This is a genomic window from Paludicola sp. MB14-C6, from assembly GCF_030908625.1.
GTDB lineage: Bacteria > Bacillota > Clostridia > Oscillospirales > Ruminococcaceae > Paludihabitans.
Window position 1 is genome coordinate 1046271 of sequence record NZ_CP133133.1, and the last position, 16008, is coordinate 1062278.

Consider the following 16008-nt stretch of genomic DNA (forward strand, 5'->3'; position numbering starts at 1 on the left):
CAAGGCAGAAAGCAACCAGCTTTCTGCCTTAACTTTTAAGACAAAGTACTTTTCAGTTGTTTTGCCTTTTCTAACAGTTCCGCTTTGTCATTATTTAATTGCCCGTCGATTACCAAATTTAATAAGCTTCCTTTTATCATTCCGATTTCTTTTCCATTCGTAATTCCAATATGAATTAAATCATTTCCATTTACCTTTAAATCTTTCATTGAAAAGCAATCTTGATCTTCTATTATTTTATGATAAATTCCTTTGATTTCTTGATAAATGCTTATTTGATTTCGATACTTTGGATTTTGTGCAAGATTATCAGCACATTTGAGTTCCAGTAAATCTAAAAACAGTTCTGGTGTAATTTGATATAGCCATCGTTTGATTGATTTTTCTGTTGCTTCAATTGATGCATCATGGTAGTTTACAAGTACGCTCACCTTGTGAATCGTATCATTATCAAACTTAAAGCGTCGTAAAATACCGACCGCTATATGTTCACTCATTTTCGGATGACCGTAAAAATGGCCTATGCTATTTTCATCAAGTGTATATGCCATTGGCTTTCCAATATCATGAAACAAAGCAGCTAACCGTAAATGAGCAATTGGAGGAACATTTTCTAGTGCAACGAAAGAATGTGTTAATACATCATAAATATGATGGGGATTATGTTGGTCAAACCCTTTTATTGACAACAACTCAGGAATTACTTCAGCTAAAATGGCAAGATACTCTGATAAAACTGCTTTTGCATTTTCACCACAAATCAACTTAATAATTTCAACTGCTATACGTTCAACTGCTATATTGTGGAGCAATTCTTTTTTTTCAAACATTGCTTTTTTCGTAGTATCTTCTATTGTAAATCCAAGCACAGCAGAAAAACGAAGTGCACGCATAATGCGTAATGCGTCTTCTTCAAACCGTTTTTGAGGTATGCCTACACAACGAATTATTTTTCTTTTTATATCTTCTTGTCCTGAATAATAATCTTGAATTCCGCTATTCTCATTATAAGCAATTGCATTGATTGTAAAATCTCTACGTGCTAAATCGTCTTGCAAATTTTTTGTAAAAGCAACACAATCAGGTCTTCGATAATCCGTATATTCCCCATCAACTCGATAGGTTGTAATCTCTAAGGGTATCGATTGAATAATAACTGTTACCGTCCCATGTTGAATGCCCGTTTCAATCGTCTTATATTCATGAAATACCGATAACGTTTGCTGTGGCGTTGCATTTGTTGTAATATCAAAGTCTTTCGGTTCTTGCTGCAACACGAAATCTCTTACGCAACCACCAACAATAAACGCTTCAAATCCATTTTGATGAAGCATCGTGAGTGCTTTATTTACTTGTTGTGGCAACGAAAATTTCATAATATCCTCAATTCCATATCATTCTTTTTTATTGTGCAGCACCTTGATATGCTAATCTAATAATATCATCAATTTTGGTTTCTTCCAAGCTAAAATCCATAATTGGTGCTTGCATAGATATATCTTCAATTAGCTTAACGGCAGTAATACTATTTTTATCATATCGAAATACTACTCTTGCGCCCTCATGCTTCATTATTTCTGCAATTGGATGCGTTAGCTTTTTAGGCTCTTCAAAGAAATCAGCAATCAAATATTGATAAGGCGCAATTCGATGTACTAACTCATTTAACGAGCCAGTTAATTGTATAACTTAATGTTATACTAATTAAAAAGAGAAACAGATGGAGCACTGATGCAAACATAGACACTTAATAAACAAACAAGCAATAATGATAAGCGGGATAATGTTTAAAAATATAGAAGTAGCTATTGCAACGTCACGAGTACCATATGCAGCAATCCAAAAAAATGAGGTTGCAATCATAACAAGGCATTGCACCAAAATGGTTGAAATTACATCAAAACGATATGCTAACGAAGAGAGTATGCGCATTTTAGCTATATAAATATAAGGCCTCACCAGTATCACCTCTTAAAACCAAATAAAATTGTAATAAATTTAACCATAATTATACAATACAAGTCTTTATATTGCAATTATTTTATGAATTTACATTTATTATTTTAAGTATATTTTATTATGATGGAAAAGAACGTGACAATTATGGTATAATAAAAAATCAGAAAGGTTATGAGTTTTATGAATATTGGACTGATTACAGCAAAACTATATGCACCATGGGTGCATTCATTAAAAGAAAAACGAATGATTGTGAATAGTATTTGCAGCAGACTAAAAAATAAGTTCAATGTATCTGTTTGTGAAACAGCGCAACAAGATGTTCATCAAACAATTGTAATCGGTATTGTATTTCTTGCATCGTCAAAATCCTTATCGGATAGCATATATGAAAACATACAATCCTTTATTGAAAGTAATACCGAAGCTGAAATTGTTGAGATAAACTTAGAAATGCGATAATTCAATTAACTTAAAAAATTTTTATTATTATAAAACAAGTTTGTAAAATAGTTACAACTTACATGAACAAAAAAATTATATGGAAAGGAAGTTTATTCATAAGAATTTTCTATGGATAAACTAAAAAATAAAACTATGGATGGCAAAAATAGAGCTGATATTCAAATTGGAAGTAAAGTAAAAATTGTATTAAAAGTTGACCAAAGAACAGGAAAATTAACAGAAGGTATTGTTGCAAAGTTATTAACGAAAAGCAGCTATCACCCTCATGGAATCAAGGTTATGCTTACAGATGGACAAGTTGGAAGAGTACAATAAATTTTAATAAAATAATAGAGAACTTTGGAAGTTATTCTAAAAATCACTCGCTGTTGTGATGAATTTTTAAGTTTAAACACCTAATTATTTACAAATATTTCTCGTACTTATAATTTCTGTTGACAAATTCAAATCTTCGCAGTATACTATATATAGTGTTTATTTCGGTAAACATATATTTTATAAAAGAGGTAACCTATTTAATGTACAACGACAAAACTTTAATTTGTAAAGACTGTGGTTCTGAATTTGAATTCACTGCATCTGAACAAGAATTTTATGCTGAAAAAGGCTTCACAAATGAACCTCAACGCTGTAAATCTTGCCGTATCGCTCGCAAAAACTCTAACGGTAACAACAGAGGCGAAAGAGAGTTATTTGATGCAACATGTGCTGATTGTGGAAAAACTTGCAAAGTTCCTTTCCAACCAAGAAACGACAGACCAGTTTACTGCAGCGATTGCTTTGCAAATAGAAGATAGTATAAATATTCAGAAAAAACACGCTTTTGAGCGTGTTTTTTTTGCATTAATATAATCATACTAATAATTTCCTTATTGGCTTGAATATCAATATTATTTATAGTATGATGAATTTAGATAAATGGGTAGAAGAATAATACTAATTTTTTTCAAATCGCAGTAATTGATTTAAAATCCAATCAGTATAAAATAAAGTCATGGAGAATGCTTATGAATCAAGATTATATCTATTATCAAGCAACCAAAAGTATATGTGATATTTGCTTAGCGCAAATTGATGCAAAAATTATTATTCAAAATAATAAAGTTTTTGTGTTAAAAAACTGCCCTGTTCACGGAATACAAAAACATTTATTAGAAGACGATGCCAACTACCATTTAAAAAAAGTTTTATATGATAAACCCTCTACCATACATACCAATGAAACGAAAGCCACACAAGGCTGCCCTTTTGATTGTGGGCTTTGCGAAAATCATGAGCAGCACACTTGTATTGGACTAATTGAAATTACAAGCAAATGTAATTTAAACTGCCCTATTTGCTATGCTAATTGTTCTGGTGACGGAAAAGACCTTCCACTAGATAAAATCGAACAGATGGTTGATTTTTATATCAAATCAGAAGGCGGAAAAGCTGAAATTCTGCAAATTAGTGGTGGTGAGCCTACCTTACATGAGGATATTTTAAAAGTGATTGCTATGTGTAAACAGAAAAATATCGGCCATGTTATGCTCAATACAAACGGAATTCGCATTGCAGAAGATATTGAATTTGTAAAACAGCTTGCTACTTTTATCGAAGGCTTTGAAATTTATTTGCAATTTGATTCCTTTCAAGAAAAAAGCTATCAAACACTTCGAAACGTTTCCCTGCTTGAATATAAGAAAAAGGCAATAGCTAATTTAAATCAATATAATATTCCTACCACTCTTGTTTGTACTGTTACAAAAGGAGTGAATGACAATGAAGTATCGGATATTATCAATTACGGTTTAAATACCTCCTGCGTAAGAGGAGTAAACTTTCAGCCCGTCGCTCGATTCGGAAAATATGAAAATGAGCAGCCCGATTCGCTCACAGTTTCGGGAATTATCGGATTAATTTCAAAATCTTCAAACGGAATTTTAAAAGCAGAGGATTTTGTACCATTGCCTTGTAATGTGGAACGAGTTGCGATTACATATTTATATAAATATAAAAACAGTTTTGTACCTATTACACGAAATAAAAATATTGATAAATATGTTTCTTTTATCAGTAATACATTTTTGTTTACAATAGAAGATTCCTTATCGCAAGGCGAAGCTCCTCAGTTTGGATTTTGCAAATGCTTAGACTTTTTAGAAGATTTTAATCGAATTGTTCCAAAAAGCTTTTTTGTTTGGAGTAAAGAAGAACGTGTAAAATATCTGAATGAAAATACATTTCGTATCAGCATTTCCTCTTTTGTTGATAAATATAATTTTGATATAAAAGGAATGCAAAAAGAATGTGTTCATATCATAACTCCCGACTGCAAACGTATTCCATTCTCTGCTTACAATATGATTCACAGGAGAAATGAAAATGCAAAATAGTATTTTTCTAATTTGCAATATGATTTCCGTTGTATGCTTATGGCTTTTACTTTCAGCAATTACACTCAATTTCATGATTGCAAAGAAACAGGCTGTTAAAAAAGAAAAAAAATCTATAGTAGAAACCGGTAGTATGTTTTTGTTTTTTGTTGCTATGGTGCTATTGGTTTATTTAAGAATTGGTACAATCCACATTAAAAACTCGATTCTCATCCCATTAATGTTCATTGGAACATTTCTTATTGTAGTTGGCACAGTTATCAACATTTTAGGCAGATTTACGTTGAAAATGAACTGGGGTAACCAAATTCGAATATATCAAGAACATACTCTTATTAAAAACGGAATTTATCATTTCATTCGTCACCCTTTATATGCATCAACCATTCTGATGATTTATGGGTTTTCAATTCTTTATGCTAATTTTGCAGTCTTTATTTGCAATACCCTTATTTTTATCCCGTTTATGATTTATCGTGCAAAGCAAGAAGAAACCATGCTCATTCAAACGTTTCAAGAAAAGTACATCGCTTATCAGCAATGTACTGGTTTATTCCTTCCAAAATGGAGAAGAAAGAAGGTTAAATAATGATACGAATGGTACAAGTAAACAAACAATCTGTTGCATTTTGCAAATACACGATAGCAGGTTTGCTATGGTTAGCCCTACTCTTTCGCAGCATTATCCCCGTTTACATTGTTTTTATTATTATGTTCATCTCAGCTTTTACAGGAGTACATCGTGCGCCATTAGTAAAGCTGTTTGATTGGACCATTGCGAAAAAAATCGGAATAAATGAAGAATATATCAATATGCACAGTATGCGCTTTGCACACATTGTAGGTTGTGTTTTTTCGGCTTTATCCATTATAACGTACTATTTCTGCCCAGTCCTTGTTCCTGCTATCCTTACTACTGTTTTAGCAATTTTGCAAACGATTGCTGCTTTTGGTTATTGCTCAGCACAAAAGCTGTATGAATGTGTAATATGCAACAGTAATTGTTGTCGGTTTGGAAAAAAGATAAGGAGTATTAAGAAAAATGCTCGATGAACATATTGCTCCTGCAAATTTCGGTATCTTTCCTAAAATTACTTTTTTTCAATGGGAAATTCCAACCTATACTGTTTTTATGATACTTGCTTTTATTTGCGGATTTATTTGCTATAAGCTAACAGCAAACAAATTAAATGCCCTAGAAAAAAGCCACCGTACTCTTATTGTTATTTATGCACTATTAGGTGGCGTAATTGGTGCAAAGCTCCCTATTTTAATTTTTAATATTGATTTATGGTTTCAATATCCACAAAACATCAACCTTTTGTTATCGGGAAAAACCATTGTTGGTGGGCTGATTGGCGGAGCAATTGCCGTATTTTTTATTAAGAAACGACTTCATATCACAATAAAAACCGGAAATGATATTGCAGCGCCTGCTGCACTTGGAATGGCTATTGGCCGTCTTGGATGCTTTTTTGGCGGTTGCTGTTACGGTATTGAATCGCCTAAATTCCTTGGAGTTGATTTTGGCGATGGCGTCTATCGATTTCCAACTCAAATTTACGAAATTATATTCGACTTAACCTTATTTTTTATCTTTCTTTACTTCAAAAAGAATAAAGAATTGAAACCAGGTATATTATTTCGTTACCTATTAAATGGTTACTTATCTTTTCGTTTTCCAATGGAATTTATTCGAGAAACTGATCAAGCTTTCTTTGGCATTTCCTATTACCAAATTCTTTGCGTAATCTGTTTATTATTTATTAACCGAAAATGGATCATTACAGCAGTTAAAAAGCACTTTCACACAAAATTGCCACCACAAAATATGAATGTAAAGGAGTAATTGTATGAATAATCAGAATCCGCTTGATGAGGAAAACCGCCCTATCGAATCTCCTGCACCTCAGCCTTCACCTAAAGAAAAAAAGCACATCTCAGCGCTAGCAACAGTTGGCATTGTTCTTTTGGTTCTATTCGCAATACCCATTTTACTTTTCGGTGCTTGTATTTTAATAATGAATTTGAGCTTTTAATTATTATGAGCTAACCACAAAATAAACTCTTTCTACAGTCAAAAACCTAATCTGAATTGTTTCAAATCAGATTAGGTTTTGTCTGTTGATAAAGTATATTATTATTTGGTATTAGGCAATTCTTGTTATAGCAATATTGGGCTATCCGCCCAAACCTGACCATGCTTTTTGGCAATCGCCCCAAAAAGCATGAATAAAAAATGCTTTATTTCTCAAAATTGTTTTATTTTCCAAATAGCTGATTCATATGGACGAAGATATGCTGAAGACACCTCATCATAATTGGATAACAAACGATCTCCGTTTGGGAATTCTCGTCGTTCTAATGCTACAGCACTTAAATTACATTCAACATACAAGGTTTCCGATTCATTTTTTCGATAATAAGTAAATAGATCTTTCGCTCTTTTATTTGTAATGGTAATATCGCCATATTGTAATACGGAATTCTCTTTACGAAACGCTATTAGTCTTTGGTAAAATCGTAGTATAGAAGTTTTATCCTTCTGTTGATTTTCGACATTACAAATTTGATAATCATGATCCATCGCTATCCATGGAGTTACATCAGAAAATCCTGCAAATGGCTCATCACTCCATTGCATTGGAGTTCTGGCATGATCTCTGGTACCTGCTAGAATTTTATGAAAGGCTTCTTTCTCACTCATGGTTTTACATAAATCTTGATATAGGTTAATTGCTTCTACATCACGTAAATCAGAAATATCTTTGAACTCTTGATTTATCATGCCCAACTCTTGACCTTGATAAATAAATGGGGTACCACGAAGAGTAAGCTGGATAACTGCCAATAACTTGCCTAGCACATTACGATAACGTATATCGGAATTTACCTTTGAAATCATACGTGGGTTATCATGATTTTCATAGAACAAAGACGGCTGACAATGGTTTGTGTAATGCTCCATCCAATCAATCATATACTCTTTTAAGTAATTCAAATCATACTGATAATCATCAAAACGAACATGTCCCGGTGTTTCTAAATGATCAAAAGAGAATACCATATCCAGTTCTTTGCGATAATCTGCGGTTAACAACTTACTCATTTCCATTCCGGTTCCCGGAGTTTCACCAACAGAAAACGCTTTATATGGAGCAAATGCTTTTGCTTGAAGCTCTCTTAAATATTCATGAAGCCTTGGCCCATAAAAATAATGCTCAACACCTGTATATTCCATCAAAGCGCCAATACTTTCATTACCAGCAGGTAATCCCTCGCGTTTGGATATATAGTTGATAACATCCATTCGAAATCCGTCGACACCTTTATTAAGCCACCATTTTACCATGTCCTGAATTTCTTTGCGGACTGCTTCACTCTCCCAATTTAAGTCCATTTGCTTTTTAGAAAACAAATGCAACGCATACTGATTACACTCTTCAATATAGTTCCATGCACTTCCGCCAAAGAACGAAGTCCAATTATTCGGATTATCTTTGAAAATATAATAATCATGATATGGAGAATTTGGCTCATGAATTGCCTTTTGAAACCATTCGTGCTCATCTGATGTATGATTTACAACCAAATCCATTATCAATTTCATCCCACGAGAATGAATTTCTTGTAATAGTACATCAAAATCCTGCATTGTTCCAAACTCTGTCATGATTTTTTGATAATCTCGAATATCATATCCATTGTCATCATTTGGAGAATCATAAATCGGAGAAAGCCAAATTGCGTCAATGCCAAGCTGTTTTAAATAATCAAGTTTTTCAATCATACCCTGTAAATCGCCTATTCCGTCGCCATTTCTGTCTTTAAAGCTTCGAGGATATATCTGATAAAAAACAGCCTCTTTCCACCATGCCTTTTGGATTGGGCAAGTATCTGTTTGGGGAACATCTGGTTCACTGTTTAATAATTCTAATAAAGTTTCAACAAAGCGATCATCTATTTGCTTTTTCAATAGTTTAGGTAATGCTTTTAGTTTCAAATTGCTAACAAGTGGATTCGTAATTGCGTGTTCCTTAACACCCATTTGCAGCAATATTTTTTTGATAATATCCCGCCCGATTGGGTTAGCATACACATCTTTTATACGATTATTCTCTGTTAACATAACACTACTCCTGCTCTGTTTTAATATCGCCACGCTCAGCTAATTCAACTAGTATTTTATCAAAAAGCTCTTTGTCAATCTTAAATTTACAACGATAAATAATATAGCTTATCAAAATAATAATTAAAGGTAAGATTAACATAGCTGATTTCATAGTTACTAATCCTGCTTTAGAAACATCATCAGGTGTTACAGCTGAGTTAATTCCGGATATAATAACAGTTATACCAACAATACCACTTGCAATTGCTCCTCCGATTTTATTAATAAATGGCTGAACGGAAAAAGTAATACTTTCATTTCTTCGTCCAAGCTTCCATTGTCCGTATTCAACCGTATCGGTTAAAAACATCAACATCAATAACTGTATAAATGCTTCACCAACAAATATCAATACACCTGCTATTCCAATTGGTATCATCTGCATTGGAGCAAAGAAGAAAATGATATATCCTACTACAACTAATATAGTAGAAAATCCATATAGCTGCTTTCGATTAAACTTCTTTGAAAAAAGCGGAAATACAGCTAAAGCCAATAATTGTGAAACTCCTAAAATAGCTGCAAACACAGAGTACATGCCTTCGTCTTTAAAGGCATATTTAAAGTAATACACACCAAAGCTTGTTGTTGTACAATATCCAATAGAAAATAAGCCCATAGAAATTGCAGTAAATAACAGCTGGTCATTTTTGAATAGCACACGAAACATTTCTTTTAATGAGGTTGACTCCGGTTTTACTTGAATGCTTCTATCTTCTTTTACTCCAAAAACAGTAAAACAAAGAAATGCCCAAGTGATTAAAACGATTGCTATTGTAATAAGTAACCAAGCTTTTTTGCCTCCGCCCAATGCTTCTGTTGCAGGAAGAATACCTACTACCGTTATAAATAGACCGACGTTCGCACAAATACGAGCAAATGAACCTGTTTTTTCTCGTTCTTTTTGATTGAGCGTTAAAGAAGGAAGCATAGACCAATAAGCAATATCATTAGCGCCATATGTAAGATCCCATAGTAAATAAATGATGATGAAAGATACAACATACCATGTACCCTTTAATCCCATGTCAAAGAATAGTAAAATGGTAAGCAATCCGCCTGTAATTCCGCCTATTACAATCCATGGCTTAAATTTTCCAAAACGTGAACGAGTATTATCAACCAAGAATCCCATGATAGGATCATTTATTGCATCAAATATACGTAAAATCGTAAATGCACCTGTCATCCACCACATAACGGAATCAGGTAAATTTAAAATTTCAGTTAAATAAAAAAGCAAATACATACTAACTATCGTATAGAGCATATCTCTACCCACAGTGCCAAGACCAAAGAAATATCGATTGCGTTTTGCCATATTATTCATAGTTAATCCTCCTCATTTATTTTCTCTGCTATATACAGATTGGATCCAAAATCTCCTAGCATACGGATTTTTTCGTTATACCCTGTTCCGATAAATTGTTCACACAAAGGGATACCCGCTCTCAAAGCATTGTCAGAACAGATATAGCTTTCTATACAATCCCTCAAGCTGTAATGACGATTTGCAACATGAAGAATCATCCCATCCGGATTTAATTCAACTGGAAGAACATGTTTCATCAGCCCTCCAAACCGTTCGATATACAGTCGCTGTGGTCGGGTATGAACGGCATATTTTCCTTTTTCTAGCCCTGTTACATTTAATTTATCGCTGCTTTCTGCTGCGGTAGCTAAGGTTTGAAACAATCCTGTTAATGCCGTTTTTCTATCTTCGCTAATGCATTGCCACATTACCTTGTTCGATTTGTAGGTTTTCATTCTAGAAAACTTACCGTATTGGAACACATTGCGATATTGCTTGTAGAATGCAATTTGTTCTGTGATATCTTTTTTCTCCTCAGGACTTAGATACTTTAAATCTAATTCATACCCTAAGCAGCCAAAACTTGCGACATGAAAGCGAGTTGCAAGTGGAGTATCGCGCAAAGTTTGCTGATGTGGAGATTGAGAAACATGAGCACCCATAGTAGACAAAGGATAAAAATAAGATAATCCTGCCTGAATTTTCAAGCGTTCTATCGGGTCTGTATCATCTGAACTCCAAATTTGCGGACTGAAACATAACATTCCTAAATCAAAACGATTTCCACCGCTTGAGCAGCTTTCCAACAAAATATGCGGTCGTGGACAAAAAATACGTTCCAGTACCTCATACAAACCGATAATATAACGATGATAAAACTCGCCTTGATTTTCAATTGCCGTAGAAAAGGCTTCCGCAATATGACGATTCATATCCCATTTTACATAGCTTATATTAGCTTCATCAAGGATACTGCCTACTTGTTTCACAATATAGTCACGCACTTCCTCTTGACACAAATCAAGTACGAATTGGTTTCGCCCAAGTACGGCTTGTTTGCTTGGAAGCTTTACTGCATAATCGGGATGTGCTCGATATAGTTCACTATCTGAGTTGACCATTTCGGGCTCAAACCATAAGCCAAAATCCAAACCCAATGCCTTGATTTTACTTGCAAATGCTTTCATTCCTTGGGGTAGTTTTTTGGTGTTAACCGTATAATCGCCTAAACCGGCTTTATCTGTATTCCGTTCGCCAAACCATCCGTCATCTAATACAAATAATTCAACTCCAAGCTCCTTTGCTTGTTTGGCAAGTTGTAAAAGTTTATGTTCATTGAAGTCAAAAAAGTGTGCTTCCCAGTTATTTAATAAAATAGGACGCTCTTTTTTCTTCCAATTACCACGAACAATATTATTATTGATAAAATTATGAAATTGATGACTCATACCATTCAATCCACGATTGCTATAAGTCATTACACATTCCGGAGTTTCAAACTGTTCTTTGCTTGCCAACTTCCAATCAAAGCAATGAGGGTTAATTCCCATTAAAATGCGGACATAATCTCGCTCATTTTTCTCAACTGCACTATAATGGTTTCCGCTATATACTAAGTTAAATGCATATACGTTTCCATATTCCTCATTCGCATTTGCTTCCGCCAATAAAAAGGCCGGATTATGGCGGTTACTGCTTGCACCTGTTGTAGAAGAGTTCGTTACAATACCATAAGATATTGGGTGCTTATGTATATTGGCTTCTTTAATCCACCCGCCGTCTAAGGTATACATTTGAAAATTCTCATCAGGCAAATCCAAAGCCATACTCATCATACGTCGAATTGTAATCATTACATCCGTTTCATTTCTTAATACTGCTCTACGTGTTATGACATTAGCTTCTGCAAAAACTGAATAATACAAATCCACATACAATTCATTTGTTGTATCTTTTAAGGTTACAATTAAAGTTTCTGCTTCCCCATAAGCAGTAGGTAAGGTTTTCATTGTTACGCAATTCTCTACTATTTTGTAGCCTACATATATAAAGTCGCTTACAAAGCTCCCATCAGGCATTTTAAGCTCAGTTGGACTTTGCCGATAATCTCCTCGCCCATTGTCAGACCATTCTAAGCAGATACTATCAAGAGAATATACACTATCTGACTCATCGTAAAGTACACTACTTCCAACTTGAATTGTCCGCTTTTGTGCGAGCACATCAACATCATCAAAATCAGCTAATAACGTTCCATAATAAATATGTTCCAAGTGACCATATTTGGTTTTACGAAATAGATATGTTGAATTTGCGGTATCTAATCGAAATGTTGTTTCATTTGCTTGGATCAAAAGACTACCTCCCTATCAATAATGATATTCTTGAGGTTTTACATATTGATTATATAGCTCATCCGTAACGCCGCCTTGCGCTATGACCTTTGAATAAAATTCTCCAGAATTCTTAATTGTACGCTCTTGCGTTTCATAGTTAACGTGCACTAAACCAAATCTTGCACTTTCGCCCTCAATCCATTCAAAATTATCACAGAAACACCAATGATAATACCGTTCGATTGGCAAGCTTGACTCAGCTACTGCTTTTAAATGCTCATAAATATACTTACAACGGAAAGAATCTTCATTATCGCAAGTTCCGTTTTCTGTTATATAAATTGGGCGCTTTAATACTTGATAAAGCTTTTCACTACAACGTACAATTCCTTCAGGATAAATCTCCCATCCTAAATCATTTGTAGGTGCATTTTGTTTTGTTCCATCGCCAAAACCGGTTACTGCTGTTCTTGTATAATAATTGATCGCTATAAAATCGCAATACTCGCCTTGGGCAATCTCATGATTTTTGCTTAATGGCCATTTGAATACTCCCGTGCACATTGCTTCCGTTATTGCACCTTGGAAAAAGCGTTCTGATAACTTTGTACAAATGCGATGCCATGGATTTTTATTGTCTGCCGGTTCAAATACCCTTACATGATTCGCAAAGCTTACTCTTGAATTATGATAACCCATGTCTTCACGCATTCTATGGATTAACTGATAAGCTTTAATATGACAAACAGACATATTTGACATAATTTGAATTGCTTTTCCAAATGACTTTTCTCCCGGAGGCCAATCGCCAAAAAAATATGATATGGTTGCATATACATTGGGCTCGTTTATTGTTATGTATTCTGAAACCAAATCGCCGAAAGATTGGACTACCAATGCAACAAAATCTAAGAAATATTGCATATTTTCTTTTTTCAAAAATCCACCTTTTTTTTCAAACCACATTGGGTTTGTAAAATGATGAATGGTTAGCAAGACAGAAATACCCTTGCTTTCTAGATAGCTCAATTCTTCTCGATAATGGGCAATTACCGATTCATCAACTTCACCTTCGTTTGGACAAATCCTTGCCCATTCAATTCCAAGGCGATAAAATTGAATTTTCATTTCCGACATTAAATCTGCATCTTGTTGCCATAGATTATAGTGGTCTGTTGCACGAGCAGGGTTAGATTGATCCTTAATCTTGCCTTGATGATACCAATCATTCCAGTTATGACCGCATTCACCGCCTTCAATTTGTGTTGCTGCCGATGCAACACCTAAAGAAAAACCATGCTTGAATTCAAAACTCATAAAAAACGTCCTCTCCAAATAGTCGAGAGAAATAGCTCGTTACTTTAATAATGATTTTGAATAGATTGAAAAGTAAAACTATATCCCTCAAAATTTATTGATAAAGATGCCCTCATCTTATTAAAAACCAGATACGAATAAATATGTGTTTTGCTTCTATCATTCACTTTTTAATTGCAGTTTTGTTTCCTTTATTATACATCTATTAAAAAATGGAAACAATATGTTAACACAATCTTCTACAAATCTCACAGATATTTACCATTTTAGTTGTAGCATTAGTCAATAGCAAAATTGCATTGGAGCTTTGTTATATTCCTACCTAGAAAAGAAAGGAACGATTGCTCGCTCCTTTGCAAAAGACTACATTGAAAATTCTATCTACAATTATTAAATAAAGGAAACCAAAACGATAAATAAAACGCCCGCACAAGCTATCGCAATCCCATTAATTCTTGTCCTTCTAATGGCTTTCTTGCACTCTCGCTCTTCTTCCTTTGTTGATTGTGCAGGTTTGATTGCCATTATAATTCCAAGCAAAACAAATACCCCACCTAAAGCATATGATACTATACCCATTTCATTCACCTCCAAATAACATTTCAAGCTGTTCGTTAGGAAGTAAAATCCTAATACTAATATATATGTTTGATTCTAGCATTATATTTAACTTTAGGGAAGAATACCTTTCGACATAAATGATAAAATGAATCCCGTTACAGGAAATTTCTATAACGGGATTCGTTCGTATTATTTAATTTGTTTTATCGCTGCAACCAACGTTTCTTCGTCCATTACACCGGCAAAGGCCTTTACAACATTCCCCTCTTTATCAATCAATAAGGTGGATGGAATTGAAGTTATCCCATACGTCATTCCAGCCTCTTGCGTAGTATCAAAGAACACAGGAAAAGTATATTTATTATCTAAAATAAACTTTTTACCTTTTTCTACTGTCTCACGCTGTCCATCTACTAAATCCACCATCATAAATTGTATTTCATTTTTATTCTCTTGATAAATTTTATTAAAATGTGGCATTTCACTTTGACATGGACCACACCATGAAGCCCAGAAATTCAAAACAACCGATTTTCCTTTAAAATCTGATAATTGAACTTCCTTGCCATTTGCATCTACAACTGTAAAATCAGAGGCTTTTGTAGTTTGCTCCTCATTAACTTGAGAAGAAGTTTGCTGTTGTACTGATGGCGATTGGCTATTTGGTTTATATCGTTTTGATAGAAATGTATAAGCAACAGATGCAATTGCAAGTACTACCGCTAACAATATTACAACCAAAATTGTATTCCGCTTTTTATTCATAAGTTAATATCCCTTCTTAAAAACTCATTAAGGATAAAAAATACCCCATATAACCTGTAGCCATTAAAATGCCAACTAGTATTAACAATGATCCGCAAACAATGTTGATTACTCGATAATGTTTCTTTATAAAATCAAATGTTGTTTTCAATCGCTCAATTAAAACAGCGCTTAAGAAAAATGGAACACCTAATCCAAGCGAATAGCTGAATAACATAAAAATTCCTTTCATGCTTTCTCCGCCTTGAGCTGCTAACATTAAAGCGGATCCTAGAAATGCGCCAACGCATGGTGTCCATCCGATTGAAAAAATGATACCAAACAAAACGGATGAAAAAAAGCCTAAATTAACGGTTTTTGCTTTCCATTGATGGTTATTATTCAAAAACGGGATTCGAATGATGCCAATAAAATTCAAACCAAAGAATACCACAATTAAGCCGGTTATCCAGTTAATTATTTTTTGATATTCACGCAAAAATCCACCTAATGTTCCCGCAAATGCACCAAGCAAAATAAAAACAATTGTAAAACCTAAAATAAATCCTAAAGCATTTATCAGCGTTTTATGGGTTTTTCTTTCCTCAATTTTAGAGCCATTTTGACCCGCGAAATAAGAAATGTAAATTGGAAGCATCGGCAATAAACATGGTGAGATAAACGTAATAATACCTTCTAAAAATGAAATCAAATAATCCAATAAAGTACCGCCCTTCTATATTACTTATTTTATAGTATACACATTAT

At 33.9% G+C, this 16008-nt stretch carries 18 protein-coding genes; 9 read left to right on the forward strand and 9 right to left on the reverse strand.

The genetic code is table 11. The features are described from left to right. Positions 1–35: 35 nt before the first annotated feature. Together RBG61_RS04960 and RBG61_RS04965 are read right to left on the reverse strand one after the other, a co-directional pair. Positions 36–1376: a CCA tRNA nucleotidyltransferase gene (locus RBG61_RS04960; RefSeq protein WP_307946301.1), complete on the reverse strand. Its 1341-nt coding sequence runs from the start codon at positions 1374–1376 to the stop codon at positions 36–38. Between the two features lie 28 nt (positions 1377–1404). Beyond that, positions 1405–1629 (reverse strand): hypothetical protein, encoded by a 225-nt coding sequence (locus RBG61_RS04965; protein ID WP_307946303.1) that lies wholly within the window; start codon positions 1627–1629, stop codon positions 1405–1407. 154 nt (positions 1630–1783) lie between these two features. Between RBG61_RS04965 and RBG61_RS04970 the strand changes: the two genes are divergently transcribed. The 9 genes from RBG61_RS04970 (at position 1784) to RBG61_RS05010 (ending at position 6838) form a co-directional block, all read left to right on the forward strand. Further along, on the forward strand, positions 1784–1945 hold the full coding sequence (locus tag RBG61_RS04970) for a hypothetical protein (protein ID WP_307946304.1): 162 nt from the start codon (positions 1784–1786) through the stop codon (positions 1943–1945). 194 nt (positions 1946–2139) lie between these two features. Further along, positions 2140–2421, forward strand: a complete 282-nt coding sequence (locus RBG61_RS04975) for a DUF503 domain-containing protein (RefSeq protein WP_307946306.1) — start codon at positions 2140–2142, stop codon at positions 2419–2421. Positions 2422–2556: 135 nt separating this feature from the next. After that, on the forward strand, positions 2557–2739 hold the full coding sequence (locus RBG61_RS04980; RefSeq protein ID WP_307947203.1) for a YwbE family protein: 183 nt from the start codon (positions 2557–2559) through the stop codon (positions 2737–2739). 203 nt (positions 2740–2942) lie between these two features. Continuing rightward, positions 2943–3221 (forward strand): zinc-ribbon domain containing protein, encoded by a 279-nt coding sequence (locus RBG61_RS04985; RefSeq protein WP_307946308.1) that lies wholly within the window; start codon positions 2943–2945, stop codon positions 3219–3221. Between the two features lie 210 nt (positions 3222–3431). Beyond that, the gene (locus tag RBG61_RS04990; protein WP_307946311.1) at positions 3432–4799 is read left to right on the forward strand and encodes a radical SAM protein; all 1368 of its coding nucleotides are present in this window, start codon (positions 3432–3434) and stop codon (positions 4797–4799) included. Then, positions 4789–5388 carry a methyltransferase family protein gene (locus tag RBG61_RS04995; protein WP_307946314.1) on the forward strand — a complete coding sequence of 200 codons (600 nt, stop codon included), beginning with the start codon at positions 4789–4791 and terminating at the stop codon, positions 5386–5388. Before RBG61_RS04990 ends, RBG61_RS04995 begins: the two co-directional genes overlap by 11 nt. Continuing rightward, positions 5388–5852 carry a DUF4395 family protein gene (locus RBG61_RS05000; protein ID WP_307946317.1) on the forward strand — a complete coding sequence of 155 codons (465 nt, stop codon included), beginning with the start codon at positions 5388–5390 and terminating at the stop codon, positions 5850–5852. Before RBG61_RS04995 ends, RBG61_RS05000 begins: the two co-directional genes overlap by 1 nt. Then, positions 5842–6648, forward strand: coding sequence for a prolipoprotein diacylglyceryl transferase (locus RBG61_RS05005; RefSeq protein WP_307946320.1), 807 nt, complete (start codon positions 5842–5844; stop codon positions 6646–6648). Before RBG61_RS05000 ends, RBG61_RS05005 begins: the two co-directional genes overlap by 11 nt. Before the next feature lie 4 nt (positions 6649–6652). Then, positions 6653–6838: a hypothetical protein gene (locus RBG61_RS05010; protein ID WP_307946322.1), complete on the forward strand. Its 186-nt coding sequence runs from the start codon at positions 6653–6655 to the stop codon at positions 6836–6838. 212 nt (positions 6839–7050) lie between these two features. On the opposite strand, the gene RBG61_RS05015 is transcribed toward RBG61_RS05010, so the two are convergent. From RBG61_RS05015 to RBG61_RS05045, 7 genes are all read right to left on the reverse strand, one after another. Further along, the gene (locus tag RBG61_RS05015) at positions 7051–8928 is read right to left on the reverse strand and encodes an alpha-glucosidase (protein WP_307946324.1); all 1878 of its coding nucleotides are present in this window, start codon (positions 8926–8928) and stop codon (positions 7051–7053) included. Positions 8929–8932: 4 nt separating this feature from the next. Beyond that, positions 8933–10300, reverse strand: a complete 1368-nt coding sequence (locus tag RBG61_RS05020; protein ID WP_307946327.1) for a glycoside-pentoside-hexuronide (GPH):cation symporter — start codon at positions 10298–10300, stop codon at positions 8933–8935. A gap of 2 nt (positions 10301–10302) precedes the next feature. Next, positions 10303–12636: an alpha-galactosidase gene (locus RBG61_RS05025; RefSeq protein WP_307946330.1), complete on the reverse strand. Its 2334-nt coding sequence runs from the start codon at positions 12634–12636 to the stop codon at positions 10303–10305. Positions 12637–12651: 15 nt separating this feature from the next. Next, positions 12652–13935, reverse strand: coding sequence for a glycoside hydrolase family 1 protein (locus tag RBG61_RS05030; protein ID WP_307946333.1), 1284 nt, complete (start codon positions 13933–13935; stop codon positions 12652–12654). A 390-nt stretch (positions 13936–14325) separates the two neighbouring features. Next, positions 14326–14514 (reverse strand): hypothetical protein, encoded by a 189-nt coding sequence (locus tag RBG61_RS05035; protein WP_307946336.1) that lies wholly within the window; start codon positions 14512–14514, stop codon positions 14326–14328. A 171-nt stretch (positions 14515–14685) separates the two neighbouring features. Then, on the reverse strand, positions 14686–15261 hold the full coding sequence (locus RBG61_RS05040) for a TlpA family protein disulfide reductase (protein WP_307946339.1): 576 nt from the start codon (positions 15259–15261) through the stop codon (positions 14686–14688). A gap of 16 nt (positions 15262–15277) precedes the next feature. After that, positions 15278–15961, reverse strand: coding sequence for a cytochrome c biogenesis CcdA family protein (locus tag RBG61_RS05045; RefSeq protein WP_307946341.1), 684 nt, complete (start codon positions 15959–15961; stop codon positions 15278–15280). Positions 15962–16008: the final 47 nt, after the last annotated feature.